This window comes from Stenotrophomonas sp. Steno-Z2 (assembly GCF_056393235.1).
The window spans coordinates 926339-947897 of sequence record NZ_JBWJOY010000001.1 but is presented as its reverse complement, the minus strand read 5'-3'; the positions used below and the strand labels follow the sequence as shown (position 1 = coordinate 947897).

The 21559-nt window shown below is 71.9% G+C and carries 15 protein-coding genes; 9 read left to right on the top strand and 6 right to left on the bottom strand.

Annotation, left to right across the window (positions count from 1 at the left end):
• Positions 1-124: 124 nt before the first annotated feature.
• On the top strand, positions 125-1171 hold the full coding sequence (gene bla / locus AC06FP_RS04230) for a class A beta-lactamase (RefSeq protein WP_478074612.1): 1047 nt from the start codon (positions 125-127) through the stop codon (positions 1169-1171).
• Positions 1172-1193: 22 nt separating this feature from the next.
• On the opposite strand, the gene AC06FP_RS04225 is transcribed toward bla, so the two are convergent.
• A complete protein-coding gene (locus tag AC06FP_RS04225) occupies positions 1194-1949 on the bottom strand; it encodes a PAS domain-containing protein (RefSeq protein WP_478074611.1) in 756 nt (251 codons plus the stop codon).
• 162 nt (positions 1950-2111) lie between these two features.
• On the opposite strand from AC06FP_RS04225, the gene AC06FP_RS04220 reads away from it, so the two are divergent.
• From AC06FP_RS04220 to AC06FP_RS04185, 8 genes are all read left to right on the top strand, one after another.
• Positions 2112-3056 (top strand): proline racemase family protein, encoded by a 945-nt coding sequence (locus AC06FP_RS04220; protein ID WP_478074610.1) that lies wholly within the window; start codon positions 2112-2114, stop codon positions 3054-3056.
• Positions 3053-4171: an NAD(P)/FAD-dependent oxidoreductase gene (locus AC06FP_RS04215; RefSeq protein WP_478074609.1), complete on the top strand. Its 1119-nt coding sequence runs from the start codon at positions 3053-3055 to the stop codon at positions 4169-4171. Before AC06FP_RS04220 ends, AC06FP_RS04215 begins: the two co-directional genes overlap by 4 nt.
• A complete protein-coding gene (locus tag AC06FP_RS04210) occupies positions 4168-4410 on the top strand; it encodes a (2Fe-2S)-binding protein (RefSeq protein WP_478074608.1) in 243 nt (80 codons plus the stop codon). The genes AC06FP_RS04215 and AC06FP_RS04210 overlap by 4 nt, the downstream gene beginning before the upstream one ends.
• Positions 4407-5711 (top strand): FAD-dependent oxidoreductase, encoded by a 1305-nt coding sequence (locus AC06FP_RS04205; RefSeq protein WP_478074607.1) that lies wholly within the window; start codon positions 4407-4409, stop codon positions 5709-5711. Before AC06FP_RS04210 ends, AC06FP_RS04205 begins: the two co-directional genes overlap by 4 nt.
• On the top strand, positions 5708-6610 hold the full coding sequence (locus AC06FP_RS04200) for a dihydrodipicolinate synthase family protein (protein WP_478074606.1): 903 nt from the start codon (positions 5708-5710) through the stop codon (positions 6608-6610). The genes AC06FP_RS04205 and AC06FP_RS04200 overlap by 4 nt, the downstream gene beginning before the upstream one ends.
• A 1-nt stretch (position 6611) precedes the next feature.
• Positions 6612-8204 (top strand): aldehyde dehydrogenase family protein, encoded by a 1593-nt coding sequence (locus tag AC06FP_RS04195; protein ID WP_478074605.1) that lies wholly within the window; start codon positions 6612-6614, stop codon positions 8202-8204.
• A complete protein-coding gene (locus AC06FP_RS04190) occupies positions 8201-9406 on the top strand; it encodes a M24 family metallopeptidase (RefSeq protein ID WP_478074604.1) in 1206 nt (401 codons plus the stop codon). The genes AC06FP_RS04195 and AC06FP_RS04190 overlap by 4 nt, the downstream gene beginning before the upstream one ends.
• 171 nt (positions 9407-9577) lie before the next feature.
• The gene (locus AC06FP_RS04185) at positions 9578-11920 is read left to right on the top strand and encodes a S9 family peptidase (RefSeq protein WP_478074603.1); all 2343 of its coding nucleotides are present in this window, start codon (positions 9578-9580) and stop codon (positions 11918-11920) included.
• 239 nt (positions 11921-12159) lie between these two features.
• On the opposite strand, the gene AC06FP_RS04180 is transcribed toward AC06FP_RS04185, so the two are convergent.
• From AC06FP_RS04180 to AC06FP_RS04160, 5 genes are all read right to left on the bottom strand, one after another.
• Complete coding sequence (locus AC06FP_RS04180; protein ID WP_478074602.1) at positions 12160-14946, bottom strand: TonB-dependent receptor domain-containing protein; 2787 nt, start codon at positions 14944-14946, stop codon at positions 12160-12162.
• 239 nt (positions 14947-15185) lie between these two features.
• Entirely contained in the window at positions 15186-16187 is a 1002-nt protein-coding gene (locus AC06FP_RS04175; RefSeq protein ID WP_478074601.1) for a transaldolase, read from the bottom strand.
• Between the two features lie 13 nt (positions 16188-16200).
• Positions 16201-17394: a CaiB/BaiF CoA transferase family protein gene (locus AC06FP_RS04170; protein ID WP_478074600.1), complete on the bottom strand. Its 1194-nt coding sequence runs from the start codon at positions 17392-17394 to the stop codon at positions 16201-16203.
• 113 nt (positions 17395-17507) lie between these two features.
• Complete coding sequence (locus AC06FP_RS04165; protein ID WP_478074599.1) at positions 17508-19367, bottom strand: glycoside hydrolase family 127 protein; 1860 nt, start codon at positions 19365-19367, stop codon at positions 17508-17510.
• A complete protein-coding gene (locus AC06FP_RS04160; protein ID WP_478074598.1) occupies positions 19364-21553 on the bottom strand; it encodes a formylglycine-generating enzyme family protein in 2190 nt (729 codons plus the stop codon). Before AC06FP_RS04160 ends, AC06FP_RS04165 begins: the two co-directional genes overlap by 4 nt.
• Positions 21554-21559: the final 6 nt, after the last annotated feature.

The following is a 21559-nucleotide window of genomic DNA, read 5'->3' as shown; positions in this document are numbered from 1 at the left end:
GAAGAACGCGAAGGCCGCCCGGCGACGGGCGGCCTTCGTCGTTTCCAGGGGTGCCGCGCCGATCGCCGCTGCCGTTACCATGCCGTTCGCGTTCCGCATCCGTTCCGTTGCCAGAGGATCTTCCATGACCGTCCGCGTCCCTCGTTCCCCGCGTCCGCGCCTGCGCGCTTCCGTGCTGGCCTCGGCCCTGCTGCTGGGCAGCCTGTGCGCCACGCCGCTGCTGGCCCAGGCGCGGCCGGCGCCGGCGCCCGCGCAGGTGAGTGCGCTGCAGGCCGAGGCCGAGCGCCTGGCCGCGCAGCTGCCGGGCGACGTCGGCGCGGCGCTGGTGCACCTGGAAAGCGGCCGCGCGGTCTACGTCAACGCCGACCGGCCGCTGCCGATGGCCAGCACCATGAAGGTGCCGGTGGCGGTGCACATCCTCAAGCTGGTGGACGAGGGCAGGCTGGGCCTGCAGCAGCAGGTGCTGCTGGGCCCGGACGACATCTACCCGGACATGGGCGGCCCGATGGACACGCACCTGAGCGCCGGTTCGGCCATCACCCTCCGCGATCTGCTGCACATGATGATCACGGTCAGCGACAACAACGCCACCGACATCCTGATCCGCACCGGCGGCGGCCCCGAGGCGGTGCAGCAGCGCATGCGCGCGCTGGGCGTCGATGGCCTGCGCGTGGACCGCTACATCTGGGAGTTGCTGGCCAACTACTACGGCGACGCCGCCTCGCATGCGCAGCCGCTGGGCCCGGCCGCCTATGGCGCGCTGTCGCGCGGCGAACGCAGCGAGGCGCAGCGGCGCGCCAACATGGACGCCTGGAACGCCGACCCGCGCGACACCAGCAGCGCCCGCGCCATGGCGCAGCTGCTGCAGCGCACCTGGAAGGGCGAAATCCTGTCGCCGGAATCGACCCGCGTGCTGCAGCAGATCATGCTCGACACCCGCACCGGCAGCGCGCGCCTGCGCGGCATGCTGCCCAGCGGCACGCCGGTGGCGCACAAGACCGGCACGGTCGGCGACGTGATCAACGACGTCGGCGTGATCGAACTGCCGAACGGGCGCGGCCATGTCGTGACCGCGGTGTTCATCCGTTCGCGCGCGTCCACCGATGCGCGCGACGCCGCCATCGCCCAGCTGGCGCGCGCCGCGCACGACTACTTCCTGTTCGTGCCCTGAGCAGAATTCCCGTTTTCCGGCGTCAGCCGGGCCGGCGCAGCGGCTCGGCCGCGTCGGCCGTCTCGCCGCCGTCGAATACCTCGTCCAGGTTGCGGTACTCGCTGGGGGTCATGCCGACGGTGGCCTTGAACTGGCGCGCGAACGCGCTCTGGTCGCTGAAGCCGCAGCGCTGGCCGATGCCGGCGATGCTGCCGGGCTCGCGCAGCAGGCGCATGGCCATCTCGATGCGCAGCTTGATCAGGTACTGCTGCGGGGTGAGCTGGAACACGTGGCGGAAATGCCGTTCCAGCTGCGCCAGCGACATGCCGGCCAGTTCGGCCAGCTGCGGCGCGCGCAGGTTGGATTCGAAATGTTCCTGCATGTGCGCCACCACCCGGTCGAGCTGGGCGAAGGCCGAGTGGCGGCTGTTGGGCCGACCCAGGTCGCGCGAGACGCCCATCAGCCCGCAGATCGCGCCGTCGCGGAACAGCGGCCGCTTGACCGTCAGGCACCAGCCGGGGCGGCGGTTCGGGTACAGGTGCACTTCCAGGCGGTCGGCGATGGGGTCGCCGGCCAGTACCTGCCGGTCCTGCAGCAGGTAGCGGTTGCCCAGCGGCGGCGGAAACACTTCCAGCGGCGAGCGGCCGATGACGTCGCCGCGCTTCCTGCGCCCCAGCCGCTGCACCAGGGTGAGGTTGCAGTGCGTATAGCGCCCCTCGCGGTCCTTCACGAAGAACACGGTATCCGGCAGCGCATCGAACAGGTGCTGTACTTCGCTTGAGGAATGCTGTGCGTCCATGGGCGTCGTCTTCGCGTTGGCGGTCGTCGGCGTGGCGTGCGGCCGATGCTAGCGCATGCGTCCGCGCCGTGGCGCGGGGTTTGCGGGGTTGTGCCGAATTCCGCACGAGGGCGCCGAATGCGCTGCTATTCGGCCGCGCGGCGGCGATGGGAGCATGTCCGCATGCACCGTTTGGACATCATCGATTCGCATACCGCCGGCGAACCCACCCGGGTCGTGCTCGGCGGCTTTCCCGACCTTGGCGGCGGCAGCCTGCAGCAGCGGCGCGAGCGCCTGGTGCGCGATTTCGACCACTGGCGCGCGGCGCTGGCCTGCGAGCCGCGTGGTTCGGACACGATGGTGGGCGCGCTGCTGCTGCCGCCGGAAGATCCGTCGGCGTGCGCCGGGGTGATCTTCTTCAACAACGTCGGCTGCCTGGGCATGTGCGGCCACGGCACCATCGGCGTGGTGCGCACGCTGGCCGAGCTGGGCCGGCTCCAGCCGGGCCGGCACCGCATCGAGACGCCGGTGGGCATGGTCGGCGTGGAGCTGTTCGACGACGGCCGGGTGGCGGTGGACAACGTCGAGAGCTGGCGCCATCTGCACGATGTCGCGGTGGACGTGCCCGGCCACGGCGTGGTGCGCGGCGACGTGGCCTGGGGCGGCAACTGGTTCTTCATCACCGAACAGGCGCCGTGCGCGCTGGCCCTGGCCAACCAGCGCGAGCTGACCGCCTACACCGAAGCGATCCGCCTGGCGCTGGAGCGCGACGGCATCACCGGCGCCGACGGCGCCATCGACCATGTCGAGGTCAACGCGGCCGCGCCCGACGGCAGCGGCACCGCGCGCAACTTCGTGCTGTGCCCGGGCCTGGCCTACGACCGTTCGCCCTGCGGCACCGGCACCAGCGCCAAGCTGGCCTGCCTGGCCGCCGACGGCAAGCTGGCCGAGGGCGCGCGCTGGGTGCAGCAGGGCATCCTCGGCAGCGCGTTCGAGGCTTCGTACCGGCGGGGCGCGCGCGGCATCCTGCCGCGCATCGTTGGCCAAGCCTGGATCACCGCGCGCGCGACCCTGCTGATCGACGAGGCCGATCCGTTCGCCTGGGGCATCGGCAGCCAGGCGTCGTGAGCGCACACAGCCGCCACGACCTGATCGTCATCGGCGCCGGCATCGTCGGCGCCGCCTGCGCCGAAGCCGCGGCCGCCGCCGGGCTGCGGGTGGCGGTGGTCGAGAGCGGCGCCATCGGCGGCGGCGCCAGCGCCGCGGCGATGGGCCACCTGGTGGCGATGGATGGCGACCCGCACGAACTGGCGCTGTGCGTGTATTCGCTGCAGTTGTGGCGGCGCTGGGCCGCATGGCCGGAGAGCGAGCACCGGCGCTGCGGCACGCTGTGGGTGGCGCGCGAGGAGGCGGAAATGGACGACGTCGCCACGCGCGTGGAAGCGCTGGCGGCGTTGGGCGTGCGTGCCGAGGCGGTGGATGCGCGCGGCGTGCAGGCGCTGGAACCCGCACTCGCGGCCGGCATGAAAGGCGGCATGCGCGTGGCCGACGACGCGGTGGTGTATCCGCCGCGCGTGGCCTGGCGCCTGATCGAAGCGGCGCGCGCGGGCGGCGCGCAGCTGTTCGCCGGCGCGCGCGCCGAATGCCTGGTCGATGGCGGCGTGCGCCTGGCCGATGGCCGCGTGCTGCACGGGCCGGTGCTGGTGGCCACCGGCGTGGCCGTGCCGGAACTGCTGCCGGAACTGCCGATGCGCGCGCGCAAGGGCCAGCTGGTGATCACCGAACGCCATCCGCCGCTGCTGCGCCACCAGCTGATCGAAATGGGCTACGCCGCCGCCGCGCATGGCGCCGACGCGGCCAGCGTGTCGTTCAACGTGCAGCCGCGGCCCAACGGCCAGCTGCTGATCGGTTCCTCGCGCGAATACGACGCCACCGGCACGGACATCTCGCTGCCGCTGCTGCGGCGCATGCTGCAGCGGGCCATCGCCTTCGTGCCGGCGCTGCGCGAGGTGCGCGCGCTGCGCAGCTGGTGCGGCTTCCGCCCGGCCACCGCCGACGGCCTGCCGTACCTCGGCCCGGTGCCGGGCCGCCGCGACGTGTGGGTGGCCGCCGGCCACGAGGGCCTGGGCATCACCGCGGCGCCGGGCAGCGCGCGGCTGGTGGTCGACGCCCTGCTCGGACGCGCGCCGGCCCTGGCGCTGGCGCCCTACCTGCCGGACCGCGCGATGCGGGGCGGCGCATGAACACCCTCGTGCTGAGCGTCGATGGCGTGCCGGTCGAAGTGCCCGACGGCGCCAGCGTGGCGGCCGCGGTCGCGCATCGCGGGCCGGTGTTCCGGCGTTCGGCCAGCGGCCAGCCACGTGCTCCGCTGTGCGGCATGGGCGTATGTTTCGAATGCCGGGTCCGCATCGACGGCGTGGCCGGCCTGCGCGCCTGCATGCTGCTGGCGCGCGCCGGCATGCGCGTGGAGACGCAGCCATGAAGCAGCGGCGGTTCGAGCTGCTGGTGGTGGGGGCGGGGCCGGCCGGCCTGGCCGCCGCGCATGCCGCGGCCCGGCGCGGGGCCAAGGTCGGGCTGGTGGATGCGCAGCCGCGCGCCGGCGGCCAGGTCTGGCGGCACGACCTGCGCTTCGGCGTGCCTGCGGCGGCGCGCACGCAGATCGACGCACTCGGCGCGGCCGGCATCGAATGGCTGCCCGGTCATGAAGTGGTCCTGGCCGACGACCACACCGTGGTCGCCGACCATGCCGACGGCGCGGTGGCGCTGCACTGGCGCAAACTGGTGATCGCCACCGGCGCGCGCGAACTGATGCTGCCGTTTCCCGGCTGGACCCTGCCCGGCGTGACCGGCGCCGGCGGGCTGCAGGCGCTGGCCAAGCAGGGCTGGCCGCTGGTCGGCAAACGCGTGGTCGTGGCCGGCAGCGGCCCGCTGCTGCTGGCGGCGGCGGCGACGCTGCGCCGCCACGGCGCGCGTGTACTCGGCATCCACGAACAGGCGCGCAGGAGCACACTGCACGCCTTCGCGCGCCGGCTGTGGCGCTGGCCGGCGCGGCTGGCGCAGGCGCTGGAACTGCGCGCGCGCCTGGCCGGCGTGCCGTGGCATGCCGGCAGCGTGGTGCTTGCCGCGCAGGGCGACGAGACGCTACGCGCGGTCGAAGTGGACCGCGGCCACGGCCGCGAATGGATCGAATGCGACCAGCTGGCGGTCGGCTGGGGGCTGGTGCCCAACGTCGAGCTGGCGCGCCTGCTGTGCTGCGCGCTGGACACCACGGCCGTGCACCCGGTGGTGCGCGTGGATGCGCGCCTGCGCAGCAGCCAGGCCGACATCCACGCCGCCGGCGAGGCGCTGGGCATCGGCGGGCGCGACTGCGCGCGCATCGAAGGCGCGATGGCCGCCTGCTTCGCGCTCGGCGACGAGCGCGGCGGCGAAGCGCTGCGCGCGCGCCGCGAGCGCGAGCGCGCCTACGCGGCCCTGCTGCACGCGCACTTCGCGCCCGGTGCCGATGTCCATGCGCTGGCGACCGCCGACACCCTGGTCTGCCGCTGCGAGGACGTGCCGATGTCCGCGGTGCATGCGCACGCCGACCCGCGCCAGCTGCGGCTGGTCACGCGCTGCGGCATGGGCGCCTGCCAGGGCCGTGTCTGCGGCGCCGCGCTGCGCGAACTGCGGCTGGCCTCGCCGTCCCTCTCCCCCACCGCCGTACGGCCGCCGCTGACTCCGGTCGCGCTGGCCGCACTGGCCGATGGTCCTTCCGACGAACCCGAACAAGGTAACGACAGATGAGCAATGCAGGTTTCTGGCGCGGCGTGCTGCCGGCCATCACCACGCCCTTCACCGCCAGCGGCGAGGTCGACCACGCCTTCCTGGTCGAACATGCCAGGCGCATGCTCGCCGCCGGCTGCAGCGGCATCGTGCCGCTGGGCTCGCTGGGCGAGAGCGCCACGCTCGGCTTCGAGGAGAAGATCGCCATCGTGCGCACCCTGGTCGCGGCCGTGGAAGGGCGTGTGCCGGTGGTGGCGGGCATCGCCGCGCTGTCCACCGCCGAGGGCGTGGCCCTGGCGCAGGCGGTCAAGGCCGCCGGCGCCGGCGGGGTGATGGTGCTGCCGCCCTACGTGTATTCCAGCGACGCGCACGAGATGGGCGCCTACATCCGCGCCATCCTCGCCGCCACCGACCTGCCGGCGCTGCTCTACAACAACCCCATCGCCTACCGCACCGACTTCAGCCCGGCGCAGATCGCGCAGTTCGCCGCCGAGTTCCCGCACGTGCAGGCGGTCAAGGAATCCTCCGGCGACGTGCGCCGCCTGGCCGCGATCCGCGAGCTGATCGGTGACCGCCTGGTGCTGCTGGTCGGCGTCGACGACCTGATCGTGGAAGGCATCGCAATGGGCGCCGAAGGCTGGATCGCCGGCACCGTCAACGCCTTTCCGGAAGAGGCGGTGCAGCTGTTCGAGCAGGCGCGCAGCGGCGGCTACGCGGCGGCGCGCGAGCTGTACGAATGGTCGCTGCCGCTGCTGCGCATGGACACGGTCCCCAAGTTCGTGCAGCTGATCAAGCTGATGCAGGAGCGCGTCGGCCTGGGCAGCGAACGCGTGCGCGGGCCGCGGCTGGCGCTGGAGGGCGCCGAGCGCGAACAGGCGCTGGCGCTGATCGACCACGCCATCGCCACCCGGAAGCGCTGAGGTGGATACGCTCGCGCCCGTGCTCGTCGCCGGCCGCTGGCAGCCCGCGCAGGAGTGCACCGGCAGCTTCCGTGCGTTCGACCCGGCCAGCGGGCAGGCCATCGGCCCGGCGTTCCCGCGCAGCGGCGCGGCCGACGTGGAACAGGCGCTGGCCGCGGCCAGCGCCGCCGCGCCGTTGCTGGCCGCCACCGACCCGGAACGCATCGCCGTCTTCCTCGAGGCCTACGCCGATGCGCTGGAAGCCGACGCCGACACGCTGGTGCAGCTGGCGCAGGCGGAAACCGCGCTGCCGGCCGCGCCACGGCTGCGCGGCAACGAACTGCCGCGCACCTGCAGCCAGCTGCGCCAGGCCGCCGCCGCCGCGCGCGGGCGCAGCTGGACGCGGCCGGTGATCGACACCGCCGCCGGCCTGCGCTCGCAGCACGCGCCGCTGGGCAGGCCGGTGCTGGTGTTCGGGCCGAACAACTTCCCGTTCGCCTTCAACGCCGTGTCCGGCGGCGACTTCGCCGCGGCCATCGCCGCGCGCAACCCGGTGATCGCCAAGGCCCATCCGGCGCATCCGGCCACCAGCCAGCGCCTGGCCGGCCATGCGCAGCGCGCCGCCGACGCCGCAGGCCTGCCGCCGGCCACGGTGCAGCTGCTGTACGACGTCGAACCGGCGCTGGGCCTGGCCCTGGCCGGCGATGCGCGGCTGGGCGCGGTCGCCTTCACCGGCAGCCGCGCCGCCGGGCTGGCGCTGAAGCAGGCCGCCGATGGCGCCGGCATTCCCTTCTTCGGCGAACTGTCCAGCCTCAACCCGGTGTTCCTGCTGCCCGGCGCGCTGGCCGAGCGCGGGCCGGCCCTGGCCGAGGAATTCAGCGGCTCGTGCCTGCTCGGCAGCGGCCAGTTCTGCACCAACCCCGGGCTGGTGATCGTGCCGGAGGGCGAGGCCGGCGATGCCTTCGTCGCCGCGGCGCAGGCGCGTTTCGCCGCCACCGCGCCGCTGCTGCTGCTGTCGCGCGGCGTGCTGGCCTCGCTGCGGCATGCGATCGCCGCGCTGCGCGATGCGGGCGCGCGGCTGCTGTGCGGCGGCGAGGCGGGCGATACCGGCTTCCGCCATGCGCCAACGCTGTTGACGGTGCGGGCGGAGCAGTTCCTCGCCGATCCGCCGCGCTTCCAGGCCGAGGCCTTCGGGCCGTGCAGCCTGCTGGTGCGCGTAGCCGATGGCGCGCAGATGCAGGCCATCGCCGCGACCCTGGAAGGCCAGCTCACCGCCGCCCTGTACCGCGCCGCCGATGGCCGCGACGATGCCGCGTGGGCGGCGCTGGCCGCCACGCTGCGGCCGCGCGTGGGCCGGCTGATCGCCGACCGCATGCCCACCGGCGTGCTGGTCAGCCCGGCGCAGCAGCACGGCGGCCCGTTCCCGGCATCGACCCAGCCCGGTTTCACCGCGGTCGGCCTGCCCGCGTCGATCCTGCGTTTCACCGCGCTGCAGGCATACGACAATGTGCCCGATGCGCTGCTGCCGCCGGAACTGCGCGACCGCAATCCGGGCGGCCTGCCGCGCTGGATCGACCAGCACTGCACCACCGCGGATATCGGAGCCACGCCATGAATGCACAGATCGGACACCTCACCCTGGAACAGGCGCGCGCGCAGCTGGCGCCGTGGCCGCACCGCGCCGCGCCCATCAGCGACGCCGAACACGCGCAGCGGCTGGAACGCGCGCGCGGGCTGATGCGCGCGCAGGGCGTGGACGCGCTGCTGGTCACCGCCGGCACCTCGCTGCGCTGGTTCGCCGGCGTGCCGTGGGGCGGCAGCGAGCGGCTGGTGGCGATGCTGCTCACCCTGGAAGGCGAGCCGCTGCTGGTCTGCCCGGCGTTCGAGGAAGGCTCGCTGGACGCGGTGCTGCGCATCCCCGCCGGCAAGCGCCTGTGGGAAGAACACGAGGACCCGCATGCTTTGGTGGCCCAGGCCATGGCCGAACGCGGCGCGCGCACGCTGGCGCTGGACCCGGAAGCGCCGTACCGCGTGCAGGTGGGCCTGGCCGCGCACCTGGGCGCGGCGGCGATCACCTCGGCCGCGGCGATCATCGACGGCTGCCGCATGTGCAAGTCGCCGGCCGAACTGGCGCTGATGCAGCAGGCCTGCGACATGACCCTGCAGGTGCAGCGGCTGGCCGCCGGCATCGCCCGCGAGGGCATCGGCACCGACGAACTGGTGCGCTTCATCGACGAGGCACACCGCGCGCTCGGCGCCGATGGCGGCTCGACCTTCTGCATCGTGCAGTTCGGCCACGCCACCGCTTTCCCGCACGGCATTCCCGGCGTGCAGCACCTGCGCCGCGGCGAACTGGTGCTGATCGACACCGGCTGCAGCGTGCAGGGCTACAACTCCGACGTCACCCGCACCTGGATCTTCGGCGAGGCCGATGCCGAACAGCGGCGCATCTGGGAGCTGGAACGCGCCGCGCAGCAGGCCGCGTTCGACGCGGTCCGCCCCGGCGTGAGCTGCGAGGCGGTGGACCAGGCCGCGCGCGACGTGCTGGAAGCGGCCGGGCTGGGGCCGGACTACCGCCTGCCCGGCCTGCCGCACCGCACCGGCCACGGCTGCGGGCTGGCGATCCACGAGGCGCCGTACCTGGTGCGCGGCAACCGCCTGCCGCTGGCGCCGGGCATGTGCTGCAGCAACGAACCGATGATCGTGGTGCCGGGCCGGTTCGGCGTGCGCCTGGAAGACCACTTCCATGTCACCGCCGACGGCGCGCAGTGGTTCACGCCGCCGTCGGTGGCCATCGACCAGCCGTTCGCCGATTGACGCCAGGGAGAGCCCCTCTCCCCCGGGCGTGCGGTTGCGCGCGCACGGCGCTGGCGTGGGGCAGGGCGAAGCGCCTGCGTGCTGATATCGCGGCGCCTTGCCCTCATCCGCCCTCCGGGCACCTTCTCCCGAAGGGAGAAGGACAGCGCGGGACACCAGAGGAAACCACGCATGCTCCATTCCGCAGACCTTCGCCGCCACGCCTTCGCCTGCCTGCTGGCGCTGTGCTGTGCCGCCATGCCGGCATTGGCCCGATCCTCCACCGCCAATGCGCCTGATGAGCCCGACGAGGCCGCCTGGCGCCGCTCGCTGCAGCTGCGCGAGCAGTGGATGTACCTGACCACCGGCCTGGCCGGCCCGGCCACCTGGATCGACGGCCAGCGCTACCGCTACCGGCGCACCGCGCCGGGCGGTTTCGAGTTCGTGGTGCGCCGGCTGGGGCAGGCGCAGGCCGAGGCCGCGTTCGACCAGGCGCGGCTGGCCACGGCGCTGTCGCCGCTGCTCGGCCGCGCGCTGGACGGCCGGCGCCTGCCGTTCGCCGACTACGAGCTGGACAAGGACGGTGCGGCGCTGCGCGCCTGGGTGGACGACGGCTGGGTGCGCTGCGAACTGGGCGGCGAGTACCGCTGCGCGCGCTGGAACGCCGCCGGCCCGTCGCCGCGGCCGCGCGGCTGGGGCGTGGTGCGCGATCTTTCGGTGGCGGCCGACGACACGCCGCGGCGCTCGCCGGACGGACGCATGGAGGCCTTCGTGCGCGACGGCAGCGTGCTGCTGCGCACGCTGGCCGACGGCACCCATGAAGTGCTGGCGCGCGATGGCACCGACACCGACTTCTACGACCCGGAAAGCATCACCTGGTCGCCCGACTCCAGCCGCTTCATGGTGCTGCGGGTAAGGCCCGGCGACGCGCGCCGGGTGACGCGGGTGGAGACTTCGCCGCGCGACCAGGTGCAGCCGCGCGTGCGTACCCAGCTGTATCCCAAGCCCGGCGACGCGGTCGACATCGACCGTCCGGTGATCTTCGAGGTCGCCAGCGGCCGCCGCATCGACGTGCCGACCACGCTTTTCCCCAACCCCTACGAGATCAGCGCGCCACAGTTCCGTGCCGATGGCCGCACCCTGGCGTTCCGCTACACCGAGCGCGGCTTCCAGCGCGTGCGCCTGATCGAGGTGGACGCGCATACCGGCGCCGCGCGCAGCGTGGTGGAGGAACGCAGCGACACCTTCGTCAACAGCTGGTGGCACCGTGCCGACTTCCACGACGTGGGCGGGCGCGGCGAGCGCATCGTGTGGATGTCCGAGCGCGATGGCTGGAACCACCTGTACATGGTCGATGGCCGCAGCGGCCGCCTGCGCCAGCTCACCCGCGGGCCGTGGGTGGTGCGGCAGATCGTCAAGGTGGACGAGCAGCGCGGCCAGATCTGGTTCGCCGCCAACGGCCGCGAGCCGGGCGACCCCTACCTGCAGCATTTCTACCGCGTGGATTTCGATGGCGGCAACCTGCGCCACATGACCCCGGGCGAGGGCTGGCACGAGCTGAGCCTGTCGCCGGACATGAACCACTACGTCGATACGTATTCGCGGCTGGACCAGCCCAACGTCACCGAGCTGCGCGACGCGCGCGACGGCCGCCTGCTGGACACGCTCGAGCGCGGCGATGCCGGCGCGTTGTTCGCCGCCGGCTACCGACCGCCGGAAACCTTCACCGCGCCCGGCCGCGACGGCAGCACCCCGATCTGGGGCCTGATCGTGCGGCCTACGCACTACGACCCGTCGCGCCGCTACCCGGTGATCGAGAGCATCTACGCCGGTCCGCACGATTCGCACGTGCAGAAGAAGTTCTGGCCGTTCGACAACCAGTCCAGCAACGAGCGCCTGATCGGCGCGCAGGCGCTGGCCGACCTGGGCTTCATCGTCGTGCAGATCGACGGCATGGGCACGATGAACCGCTCCAAGGCCTTCCACGACGTGGCCTGGAAGAACCTGGGCGACGCCGGCTTCGCCGACCGCATCGCCTGGCACCGGGCGATGGCCGCGCGCGATCCCTCCTACGACATCAGCGGCGGCGTGGGCATCTACGGCGCCTCGGCCGGTGGCCAGAACGCGCTCAACGCGCTGGAGTTCCACCCGGAGTTCTACACCGTGGCGGTGGCCTACAACGGCTGCTACGACAACCGCATGGACAAGCTCAGCTGGAACGAGCAGTGGATGGGCTGGCCGGTGGACGACAGCTACGCGCGCGCCTCCGGCGTGGACAACGCGCACCGGCTGCGCGGCCGGCTGCTGCTGATCGTCGGCGAGCAGGACGAGAACGTGGACCCGGCCTCGACCTACCAGGTGGCCGACGCGCTGATCCGCGCCGGCAAGGACTTCGACCTGCTCACCGTGCCCGGCACCGGCCACGGCGTGGGCCGCTCGCAGGAGCCGATCGACTACATCCAGCGCCGCAAGTTCGATTTCTTCGTGCGCCACCTGCTGAAGCGGCCGACGCCGGACTGGAACGCCCGCGACTGAGCGGCGCGGTGGAGTCACCCCGACCCGGTCCCGCTGCCCCGGGAACGCGCGACAGCCCGAAGCCCCTCTCCCGCCGGGAGAGGGGTTGGGGTGAGGGGCCGCCACGTTGCCGCGCCATGCCCTGCCGCCCGGTACCGCGGCGGAAACACGATCCGATCCCGCGTCCCGGCGCAGGGTCCCCCCTGAAAGAAAACAGCCACCGTGACCGGGTCACGGTGGCTGCGATGCCCGGGCGATGCTCAGAGCCGGTATTCGACCGTCACGAAGTACTCGGCGCCGGCCGGGTTGTACTTGCTGATGTCCGCGTACGGCCACCACTTCTCCGAGGCGTGGCGCCAGGGCTTCTTGTCCAGCACGTTGACCACGGCCAGGTTGAAGGAGAGCGCGTCGGTGGCGCGGTAGCCCAGCGACAGGTTCACCGTGGTCCATGGCTTGAAGCGCTCGTAGCCGTCGGCCCAGCGCACCGGCGAGGAGCCGAGCCGGTTGATGTGCACGTAGCTGGACACGCGCCTGTAGTCCCAGCCCAGGGTCATGTTGGAGCGGGTGCGGAACTCGTTGTTCCACTGCCGGTCGCGGATGTTCTCGACCTCGTCCTCCGGCAGGTAGCGGCTGAGCGTCTTGAGGATGTGGGTATAGCCGACGCGCGCCGAGAAGCGGCCCCAGCGCTCGGTCGGCAGGCTCGAGTTCCAGGTCATGTCCACGCCGTCCTGGCGGTACATGCCGGTGTTGAACGGGCTGGTGATGACCGACTGCACGCCGTCGCCGCGGCCGCCGCGCTGCACGCGCGCCAGCATGGTCTGGCACTTGGGCGAGCTGCGGTCCACGTCGCGGCCCTGGATGTCGTAGCCCAGCGTGCATTCGGCGGCGTAGCGCAGCACCGCGTCGGCGCCGATGACGCCGACCTGGTCGTTCAGTTCGACGCTGTACCAGTCCAGGCTGAAGGAGTGGTTGGCGCCGAGCTGGGCGACCAGGCCGATGGTGTCGCTGGAGCCCTTCTCCTCGCGCAGCGCCGGGTCGCCTTCGGAGTACTGGCGGATCGAGCCGGTGCCATACTTCTCGCCGCAGCCCTGCCAGCTCGCACCGCGCGCCAGGCCTTCGCCTTGCACGCAGGCCAGGTAGTCCACGCCGCTGGTATAGGACGAACTGCGCTCGGCGAACATCACGTGCATGTCCGGGGCGCGGAACGAGGTGGCGCGGGAGGCGCGCAGCAGCAGCCAGTCCGACGGCCGCCAGCTCAGGCCCGCCTGCCAGGTGAAGGCGCCACCGACGTCGGAGGCGTCGTCGTAGTAGTCGTAGCGCGCGGCCAGCTTGGCGTCCCACTGGCCGAAGCCGGAGCCGGCGGCCAGCAGCGGCACCGAGAACTCGGTGCCCAGCGCGTAGTGGTTGCGCTTGCCCTGGCCGCGGATGCCGCTCCAGCCGTAGATCTCGCCATCGACGGTGGGCTGGTCGGTGATGAAGCGGTAGCTGTCGCGGTTGGCCTCGGCCACCGCGGCGAAGGCCAGCGGCCCGGCCGGCAGTTCGAACAGCGTGCCGGACAGGTCGGCGGTGAAGGCCTGCGAGGTGGAGCGGCCGTCGCCGACCGAGGTGTACATCGCGTCGCGGAACTGGTCCGGGGTGAGCGTGCCGAAGAAATCCAGCTCGCCGTTGGGCAGCAGGTTGCCGTCGAGCCGGTCCTTGCCGACCCGCACCCAGCGACTGCCCGCCCACGGGAACGACCAGTCGCGGCCCTGCTGCCCGAACAGCAGCGAGAGCATGGCCTGGTCGTTGAAGCGGTCCACGCTGTCGCGGTAGCGGTAGCGGCCGTAGTTGTAGTTAAGGCTGTAGTCCAGCGAACCCACGGTGCCGCGGATGCCGGCGATCACCACGTCGTTGTCTTCCTTGAACGACTGGTTGCTGCCGGTGAACTCGGAATTGCGGAAGGTACGGTAAATGTGCCGCCACGCCGTGGCGTCGGGCACCGGCGCCTGCATGTCCTCGACCACTTCGTAATCCACCGCGAAGCCGTAGCGGTACAGGCCGGCGTCGGCGCGCGAACGGGTGGACAGCGCGGTGGCATACAGCTCGTGGTCGCCGAGGCGGTGGCTGAGGTTGAGGAAGCCAAACAGGCGCTTGCGGCCGTTGCGCACGGTGTAGCTGTCGAAATCGTTGTCGCCGCAGTACTTCTCGCTGCCGTCGCCGGCCCAGCCCGGGCGCACCGCCTCGTAGCCCAGCGCGCCGCAGCGGTTGCCGATGTCCAGCAGGTCCCAGCCGGTGTCGCGGTCCCAGAACGACATCACCTGGGTCGGTTCGCGGTACGCGGGGTCGGGCGAGCGGTTGGGCGAGGCGAACCAGCTGCGCTGGTCGCCGCGGATCGGCCAGCGCTTGTCCCATTCCAGCCCGGCGCTGATGCGCGTGTCGCCGAACTCGAAGCCGGTGGTGAGCGTGGCGCGCTCGGAGCGGCCGCCGCCATGCACGGTGTCGCCGTGGCGCCAGGACACGGTGGTGCCCTCGATCCGGTCCTTGAGGATGACGTTGACCACGCCGGCCACGGCATCCGAACCGTAGATGGCCGACGCGCCGCTGGTCAGGATCTCGACGCGGTCCACCGCCGAGGTCGGGATCATCGCCAGGTTGGTGACGTTGCCGCTCACCCCACCCGACGGCTTGGGTAGCACCGGGATGCGGCGGCCGTTGAGCAGCACCAGCGTGTAGCCGGGGCCGAAGCCGCGCAGGTTCAGCGCCTGCGCATTGGCGTTGAAGTTGTTGGTGCTTTCCTCGCCGACGAAGATGCCGGTGTTCACCGACAGGTTCGACAGCGCGTCGTAGACGTTGGCGAAGCCCTGGTGCTCGAGATCCTGCGCCGTGACCACCTGCACCGGGTCGATGCCCTCGATCTCGGTGCGCTTGATGCGCGAGCCGGTGACTTCCACCTTGTCCAGCGACGTGGTGGTGTCCGCGTCCTTCGTCTCCTGCGCCATGGCCGGCGCCGGCAGCAGCGCGGCGGCGATGGCGCTGGCGATGATGCTGCGTTTCCGTGAAACCCTCATATCCCCTCCCCGAGAAGTGTGTCGGCCGCGCACGCGTCGTGCATGCCACGGCGGCAAAGGACGCAATGGCGCCTCTGCCATGGTCCTGAGGGCGGGGTGCGCGCCGATAGCACGAAACGCGGGCGACCGATGCGGAACTCCGCATAACGGCGCGGCAAAAAAAAGCGACCGGGCCATGGGGCGCGGTCGCTGCGATACCGGAAGGGGGAGAGAGCAACCGGTAACGGAACCTGGGGGAATCAGCGGCCGCCGTGGGCAGCGGCCGGGGTGCCTGCGGGCATCCGGCGGGCCAGTTCGTCGGCGATGCGCTGGCGCAGCGCCTGCAGGTCCCTGGCGAAGGCGTCGATGCCGGTGGCGAGCTTCTCCGTCGCCATCGGGTCGGCGGCCATGTCGGCGTCGAACTTGGCTTCATCGATCGCCGCGATGTCCACCGCTTCGGCCGGCTGCGGGGAGAGCTTGCGTGGCAGCTCGCCCATGTCGGCGTCGAGCTTCTCCAGCAGGTCCGGCGAGATGGTCAGGCGGTCGCAGCCGGCCAGCGCCTCGATCTGCGCGGTCGAGCGGAACGAGGCGCCCATCACCACCGTGGCCGAACCGCGGCGCTTGAACTCGGCGTACACGCCGCGCACGAACTTCACGCCCGGGTCCTCGTCGATGGTGGCCGGCGCCTGGCCGTTGGCCACGTACCAGTCCAGGATGCGGCCGACGAAGGGCGAGATCAGGAACGCGCCGGCTTCCGAGCAGGCCAGCGCCTGGGTCGGGTTGAAGATCAGGGTCAGGTTGCAGTCGATGCCCTCGGCCTGCAGCACGCGCGTGGCTTCCACGCCGGCCCAGGTCGCGGCGATCTTGATCAGCACCTTGTCGCGCGGCACGCCGGCCGCTTCATACATGGCGATGAACTGGCGCGCCTTGGCGATGGTCGCTTCCGTGTCATGCGCCTGGTCGGCATCGACCTCGGTGGAGACGCGGCCCGGCACCCGTTCGGCCAGCATCGTGCCCACGCCGATGGTCAGGCGATCGACCACGGCCTTGGCGACCTCGTTGCGGTCGCCGGGCTGGGCGCGGCCCCATGCCAGCTCGCGCTCGATCAGCCCGGCGTAGACCGGCAGGTCGAGCGCCTTCTTCACCAGCGTCGGGTTGGTGGTGCAGTCGACGGGGCGCAGGCGCTTGATGGCCTCGTAATCGCCGGTGTCGGCGACGACGACGGACAGGTCACGCAGCCGGGCGAGTTTTGAAGGGGTCATGGCACGCTCCGGATCAGGGCGTGGCGCCGTCGTCGGCGACGCGGGCCAGGACCGTGGCGGTGTCCTGGTCGAACACCGGCGCGGCGAACGGCTGCGGGCCGGGGGTGCGGCCGAACACGATGGGGCGGGTGATGCCGCGGTAGCTGCCCAGCACCGGATGCGGCAGCGAGGCGATCATGTCGCCGGCCCGCACCTGCGGGTGCTCGAACATGTCCTCGACCTTGCGCGCGGCCGCGCACGGCACGTCCTCGCCGAACAGCGCTTCCCACTCCAGCGCGCCGCGCGCGGCCAGCGCGGCGTGCAGCCGCGCCAGCAGTTCGTCCGAATGCGCGGCGCGCTTGCGCACGGTGTCGTAGCGCGGGTCGGTGGCCAGTTCCGGCAGCCCGGTCTTCTCGCACAGCGCCTGCCAGAAATGCGGCGTATTGGCCGAAATGTAGAGCCAGCCGTCGGCGGTGGGGTGGATGCCGGTGACGCCGCCCGAGCGCATGTCGCGGCCCACCGCTTCCGGCTCGCCCTCGGCCCAGATCATGCGCGCAGACTGCATGGTCAGCGCGCTGCGCAGCAGCGACACGCCCACGTACTGGCCTTCGCCGCTGCGCTCGCGCTCGTACAGCGCCGAGGACACGCCCGCGGCCACCAGCGCGGCGGCGTAGTAGTCCACCACCGAGCCGTAGAGGATCTCCGGCGCGCCGCCGGGCTTGCCCTGCATCGCGCACATGCCGGTCATGGTCTGCAGCACCTGGTCGTAGCCGGCCTTGTCGCGCAGCGGGCCGGTCTCGCCGTAACCGGTGACCGCGCAGTACACCAGCCGCGGATTGAGCCGCTGCAGGCTGTCGAAATCGATGCCCAGCCGCGCCGGCACGCCGGGGCGGAAGTTGTGCACCAGCACGTCGGCCTCGCGCACCAGCCGCATCAGCACCGCGCGCTGGTCCGGCTGCTTCAGGTCCAGCACCACGCCGCGCTTGGAACGGTTGACACCGAGGAAGGCGCGGCTTTCCGCTTCCAGCGTGGACGGGTACTTGCGCAGGTTGTCGCCGGCCGGCGGCTCCACCTTGATCACCTCCGCGCCCTGGTCGGCCAGCAGCGTGCAGCCGTAGGGGCCGGCGATGTAGGCGCTCAGGTCGAGCACGCGCACGCCGCTGAGCGGGCCGGCGGCGCCGTCGCGGCGGGCGATGTCGAAGGGAGAGGGGCTGTGGCTTCCTGACATGGGGTGCACTCGATTCCTTGATTGCAGTTTCCTCCGCCGTGCCGGGAAGAAACATATCGTGCGGGTATTTTCAGCGAGGACTTAAAGCGGCGAATGGAGCGCGGGCCGGCGCCTCACGGCACCGGCGCCAGCGACAGCCAGGTCAGCCGCCAGGCGCCGTGCACGCGCCCGCCGCAGCGGTAGTAGGGCTCGAACAGCAGCGGCGCGCGGCATTCCAGGCGCATCGTCACCGGCGCGCCTTCGCCCTGGTCCTCGCCCACCTGCAGCCACGTCGAAGGATCGCCGGCCGGCAGCTTCACCGTCTCCCCGGTCTTGTAGCCGTCGATCAGCCCGGTGGCGTAGACCAGCGGGCCACGGGTCAGGCCGACGTACTCCCAGCGCAGTACTTCCTGCGCCACCGGCGAACCGTCCGGCGCGCGCGATTCCTGCACGTTGATGTTGGCCGCGCGCTGCAGCTGCGGCTGCATCGGCAGCGCCACGCTGACGATGTCGCCGGCCTGCCAGCGCCGCTGCAGCTGCACGAAGCCATCCGCGCCGGCCCGCACCGGCACGGCGGTGCCGTTGACCTGGATGCGCGCGTCCTCGGCCCAGGCCGGTATGCGCAGGCCGATGCCGAAGGTGGCGGCGCGTTCGGGCGTCACCCGCAGCGTGATCTGGCCGTCGAACGGATAGCGCGTCTGCTGCTGCAGCGTCACCGCGCCGGCCTCGGCGTGATGCAGGGTCGCCTGGCCGGGCCCGTACAGGTTCACCCGCAGGCTGCCGTCGGCGGCGGTGCCGTAGGCGATCTGCGGCAGTTCCTCCACCGCCATCGCGCCGGAGGACTTGCAGCAGCGCCAGTAGGTGGTGTGCACGCGGCGGCCGTTGGGGAAGGTGTAGTAGCACCAGTCCTCGCCATCGGGCGCCATCGCCGCCAGCAGGTCGTTGTAGGCGCTGCGTTCCAGCTCGTCGGCGTAACGCGCGTGGCCGGTGATCGCCAGCAGCTCGCGGTTGAGCTGCATCCACGCCAGCACCGAGCAGGTTTCCACGTAGGCCTGCGGGAAGAAGGTGCGCGGCGCGTTGAACACCTCGCGCGAGCGGTGCGCCACGCCGCCCCAGGGGCCGCCGCCGAGGGTGAGGTGCTGCTCGCGGATGTTGTGCCACAGCGCATCGACAGCGGCGCGGTAGGCATCGTTGCCGGTGGCCTTGTACAGCTTGGCCAGGCCGACCAGGTTCCAGCACAGCTGGTAGGCCTTGCCGGTGGCGATGAAGGCCGCGTCCTCGCCGGCCAGCGCCTTGTCGAGCAGGGCCAGGCGCGGGTTGGTGTTGGCCTGCTGCAGGATCATCTCGGCCAGGGCGAGGTAGCGCGGCTCGCCGGTGGCCAGGTACAGGTCGGCGGCCGGGTCCAGCAGCACCGTGGCCGACATGCCGTGGTGGTTGCCGAGCGTGGTGATGTCGATGCCCGACTCCAGCGCCTGCCAGCACAGGTCGGCGATGCGGCGCGCGGCCTGCAGGTAGCGTTCGTCTCCCAGGGCGCGCCAGGTTTCAAGGAACCCCAGCACCAGGTAGCTGTGGGTCCAGATGTCCCAGGTGCGCAGCGCCGGCTCGCCGTTCCAGCTCTCCGGCCTGGGCGGCTGCGGCACGGTGAAGCGGCGGTCGGCGGCGTAGGTGCCCAGGTAGCCGTCGTCGTCCTGCTGGCCGATCAGCCAGTCGGCGACGCGGCGCAGGTTGGCTTCCAGCTGCGGCTGCCCGCCCTGCGCGACCGCGCGCGCGGTGGCCGACAGCCACTTGCCGGCATGCTCGCCGTACCAGTCGCCTTCCTGGTTCTGCTGCTTGTGCGCCTGGCCGAAGATGCGGATCGACGGGCTGTCCTCGTCGACGATGAAATGGCTCAGCCGGCCGCCGCGGTTGGCCGCGAGCATCTGCCCGAACAGGCCGTCGAGGCGCACCGCCGCCGGCGCGGCCAGCTGCTGGCCGCCGTGCAGGGCCGCGCTCATGCCGCGTCCACCACGCAGCGGAAGCCGAGCATGCCGCTGCGGTCCTTGGCCGGCGCCATCAGCAGGTACTTGCCGTGCTGGTCCAGGCGCCAGGCCTGCGGGAAGTACCAGTGCGAGGTCTGCGGCTGGTAGCTGGAACCGCCGCGCAGGATCGCCGCGCGGGTGTGTTCGTCGACGAACTCGTCGGTCCACTGCCACACGTTGCCGACCAGGTCTTCCACGCCGAACGGGCTGGCGCCGCGCGGGTGCGCGTCCACGTCGTCCGGCGGCAGGATCCGGCGGCCGCGGTTCACGCGCGGCACGCGGCTCGCGTCCCAGTCGTTGCCCCACGGGTACAGCCGGCCGTCGCCGCCCTGCGCGGCGTACTGCCATTCCCATTCGTGCGGCAGGCGCTTGCCGGCCCACGCGGCGTAGGCGCGGGCGTCTTCCAGCGACACCCAGGTCACCGGCTTGTTGCCCCAGCCGGCGCGCGGCGCGCCGTCCACCCAGTGGGCGAGGAAATTGATGGCGTCGGCCGGGTGGTAGCCGGTGGCGTCGATGAAGGCCTTGAACTGCGCGTTGGTGACCGGGTGGCGGTCGATGTGGAAGGCGGCCATCTGCATGCGCCGGCGATGGTGGCGGCGCGGGCAGTCCTCCCAGGGGTACTGCACGTCCTGGCCGGCCCAGTTGAAGCCCTCGATCTCCACGCCGCCGACGGCGAACACGAACTCGCCCGCAGGAATGGTGACCATGCCTTCCGGCGCGGTGGCCTGCGCGGGCGTCGCCGCGATCGCGCGCAACTGCTGCGGGGCCGCCTTCCAGGCGCCGGAATGGCTGTTGAGCGGCCGTTCGGCGCGGCGCGCAGCTTCGGCCATGAACGCATCGAAGCCCTCCAGCGCCACGCCCGGCCGCACGCTCAGCACCGCGCCGAAGCCGCGCGCTTCCATCGGCAGCTCGATCACCGCCACGCCGTCGCGCACCGCCGGCGCCAGCTCGGCGCCATGCCACACGTCGTAGTAGCGCGTGCCGTCCACGTGCGGCAGGCCGATCTGTTCGCCGTCCACCGCGTACTCGTTGCGGTTGATGAAGGTGTGCAGGCACAGGCCATCGACCGGGAACCTGCTGGCGAAGATGCCGCCCTGGTAGCAGACCTGGTAGGGCTCCCAGTCCATCGACACCACCAGCTGCGGGAACTGGCGGTAGATGGCGGCGATGCGGCGCAGGGTTTCGCCGTCGCGCGGCGTGAACGCGTTCCAGATGCCCCAGATGTTCTCCCAGGCGTTGTAGCCGATGCCGTTGAAGAAGCAGTACTGCAGGTCGTGGTTGCGGTTGCGGCCCCAGCGGTTCTCGTAGTTGACCATGTGGCGCGGCTCGAGCCACTTCCACTTGGATACCGGCGGCACCGGGCCGTCCGGCGCCTTCTTGCCCCAGCTCTGCACGTTCCAGATCAGCTGCTCTTCGGCGCTGATGGTGGACTCGGGCTGCACCACCACCGGGTTGCCGCGGGCGTCGCAGGCGTCGAAGAACGCGCGCGGCACGCCGTTGAAGGTATCGCCGTTGATGCCGTCGGCGCCGGTGGCTTCGATGATCTCCGCCATGCCATCCCAGTGGGTCACGCCCGGGTCGCGGGTGCCGTGGTCCCACGGCTTGGCAGGCAGGAACACGCGCACGCCGCGCTGCTGGAACGCCTGCACCGCGGCCTTCAGGCCGTCGATGCCGCCGGGCAGGGTATGCGCCAGGTCGAACTGGTTGCGGTCGTCGATGCCAATGTTCGGGTAGACATACCAGATCAGCACCGAGTCGATCCCACCGAAGCGCGCGACCAGGTCGTCGAGATAGCGGTCCACCGTGTACTGCGCGGTCTCCACGTCGAAGAAGTAGCGGTCCTCGACCATCATCTGCGCATGCACGAAGTTGCGCTGCGCCCACTGCAGTTCCGGGCGCCGGTAGTTGGCGTCGGTGTAGCCGATGCGCACCAGGTGCTCGCGGCGCCAGTCCTTCAGTTCGGTCAGCCAGTCGGCGGCGCTGGCGTTGGCGTCGATCATCCAGCTGCCAATGTCGGCGAACGGCCAGGCCGGCGCCTTGCCCGGGGTGGGCAGGTAGCGGCCGGTAGTGACGTGCGAGAACTTGTATTCGGTGGTGATCGCCTCACGCCCGTGGTCGGCGGCTTCGTTGTCGTAATCGGGCGTGGTGTACGGCGTGGTCATGGCATT